Origin of the sequence: Peribacillus sp. NPDC058002 (assembly GCF_042886655.1) — a bacterium.
GTDB lineage: Bacteria > Bacillota > Bacilli > Bacillales > DSM-1321 > Peribacillus > Peribacillus aracenensis.
In genome coordinates this window covers 1-2506 of sequence record NZ_JBHVQU010000388.1, presented here as the reverse complement: position 1 = coordinate 2506, position 2506 = coordinate 1, and the positions used below count along the sequence as shown (strand labels likewise).

The following is a 2506-nucleotide window of genomic DNA, read 5'->3' as shown; positions in this document are numbered from 1 at the left end:
TAAGTAAATCAACAGCATGTTCATTCAGGAGTCTCATTGCATCACGAGGGGAAAACAAACTTTCATCGGCCATGATCGGCACTTGGACAGACCTCTTTATTTCTTTCAACCCTTGGATATCATGGGCTTGAACGGGCTGTTCCACCAAATCAACATTCAGCTTTCTTTCCTCGAGTTCATGAATAATGGAAATCGCTTGTTTTGTAGTCCACCCTTGATTTGCGTCAATCCTGATAGTAACCTGGTCGCCAACAGCAGCACGAATGCAGGCAACCCGCTTCACGTCACTCTTCCAGTCTTTCCCCAATTTTATCTTCATCGTTGAGAATCCGCCATCGATGAGGGACAATGCCGCCTTAGCCATTTCTTCGGGTTCATCAACGCTGATTGTCATATCATTTTTCAGGACATTCGATTTACCGCCAAGATATTGATATAAAGGGAGCTGCCATCGTTTGCTGACTGCGTCATACAAAGCGATTTCAACAGCAGCTTTTGCACTGGTGTTACCTACGCAGGTTTGTTGGATCTGCTGAGACAATGCATTGATATTCTCGATGTCGCGGCCAATTAAATGTGGTGTGATTACTTCTTCAATGACCGTCATGATTCCTTTTGTAGAATCACCTGTAATGGCGACCGTAGGGGCTGCGGCCCCCAAACCTTCTGTCCCATCCTCCAACATTACGGAAACCATGATGTTTTCAATTTCCATTGCTGTGCGTAATGCCGTTTTGAATGGCTTGACAAGTGGCAAGGTTTCCACTGATACTTTTAAACTTTCAATCTTCATATTAACAACCCTTCCTAAAAGCTTGAGAGTATATATGATGTAAGAATTCCAAAATAGGTGCCCAGAAGACTGCCAAGTACAGCCATCAATATCCCGACCGGTATTAGCGTCCGGTTGAATGCACCTGCCAATATAGGAGCTGATGCCACACCCCCTATATTGGCCAATGAGGCAACTCCCATTGTAAATAGATCCAACTTAAAGATTTTGGCCAAAATGACCATGATCAATCCATGAAAGAATAGAATCATAAATCCGGACAAAATATACACAGGTGCTTGAAACAGCTGTGAAAAATCGGCATGGGAAGCTATTAAACCAATGACTATATAAAGCATGACTTTTGAAATTTCCATGGAACCGGCAATACGTCCAACTTTTGTGACAGCCAGAATTAAACCTACGGTCGAAGCGATGATGATCGTCCAAGTGGTTCCATTCACAGCGGCACCCAGTACTGGCAGTCTCTCCCCAATTTTGGTTGCCCCTGCTGATACAATTAAAGCCAGCGCCAAGAAACCGATCAATTCCACGAATCCAAATTCCGTCTTGGCGGTTTCCCCCGCTTCAAGGTCGGAAGTCATTTGATCAATGAAAGATGTATCCGCTTTAGTCCAAATATTGAATTTTCCAGCAAGAGGCACCAGCCAAAACAAGAACATGACCCAAATGGAATAATTGACTGTATCCATGATCAACGCATAGCCAAATATATTTTCAGGTACATCGAGTATTCCTTGCAAGATCACCATATTGGCAGATCCCCCTGTCCAGCTTGCGCTCAAGGCCGAGAACGCCTTCCATGTTCCTTCAGCATAAAAACCATTCATTAAAACGTAAGTAAGAGTGAACCCCCCGATGATGCTGAAGGAAGCGGCAAAAAAAGTTAAAAGCATCTTTGGTCCAAGTCTGATTATTTTTCGCATATCGCATTGCAAAAGCATGAGCATTAACATGGCGGGTAGCAGGAGTCCTCGTATGGTGCCATATGCACTTTCGACTGACTCACTATCTGAAAAGACCCCGAATGTTTTCATCATTGCCGCTCCAATATAAATAAGGACAATACCAGGAACATACTTGAAGAACTTTCCTCCTATCTTTTTTTCCGCTACCGCAATCACGGCAGTAAATGCCAATAAAAAACAGACAAACATCACACCATCTTGAATCATATTCCATACCTCCTTATATTTAGGGAGTTTCATGATAATAAAATTAAATTTCAATTTTATTCAAACCCGCCAATGAAGTCTTGCATAGACCTACATAAAAAAATCCAGCTGCCAAAGAGCGCGTACACACTCTTTAACAGCTGGATTTCAATTGCGACTGACAAAAGAAGCAGCTATGACTTATAAAGTTGCTGATATTTAATGCTCGCATTTCTTAGAGCGACGGTCAGTGCTTTCTGAGATGAACCAAAGTACCGTTTCTCAATTTCCTTCTCCAATTCATCGGGCCGAAGGATTGATTTACCCACTAACATGGATTGAATGAAGCGTGATGTAATCGATATTGTAGTCGAGCATTCCGCATCCACGATATCATGCGTATCACTATCAATGACGAAACCGATAAAAAAGCAGTTGAATTGCTGTGTAATTGGATTATTGGATGCCGCCTTCGATTCGCCAACTATATATACTGTGTTCTGCTGAAACATACTTATAATGCCTCCTGCCATTACAGACATCATAACAGGTATAAATC

General features: G+C 42.4%; 3 protein-coding genes. All 3 read right to left on the bottom strand.

What is annotated here, in order from left to right; genetic code table 11:
- The coding region (locus ACFVSH_RS25410; protein WP_387708530.1) for a dipeptide epimerase at positions 1-793 on the bottom strand (793 nt) is incomplete at its 3' end.
- Positions 794-807: 14 nt separating this feature from the next.
- Positions 808-1968, bottom strand: a complete 1161-nt coding sequence (locus ACFVSH_RS25405) for a DUF819 family protein (RefSeq protein ID WP_387708528.1) — start codon at positions 1966-1968, stop codon at positions 808-810.
- Between the two features lie 173 nt (positions 1969-2141).
- Positions 2142-2506: DUF3870 domain-containing protein (locus tag ACFVSH_RS25400; protein ID WP_387708526.1), on the bottom strand; the 365-nt coding region annotated here is incomplete at its 5' end.

Bases quoted from the DNA above. Each gene is read 5' to 3' on its own strand.
- ACFVSH_RS25405 (WP_387708528.1), bottom strand. From the start codon at position 1,968: ATGATTCAAGATGGTGTGATGTTTGTCTGTTTTTTATTGGCATTTACT.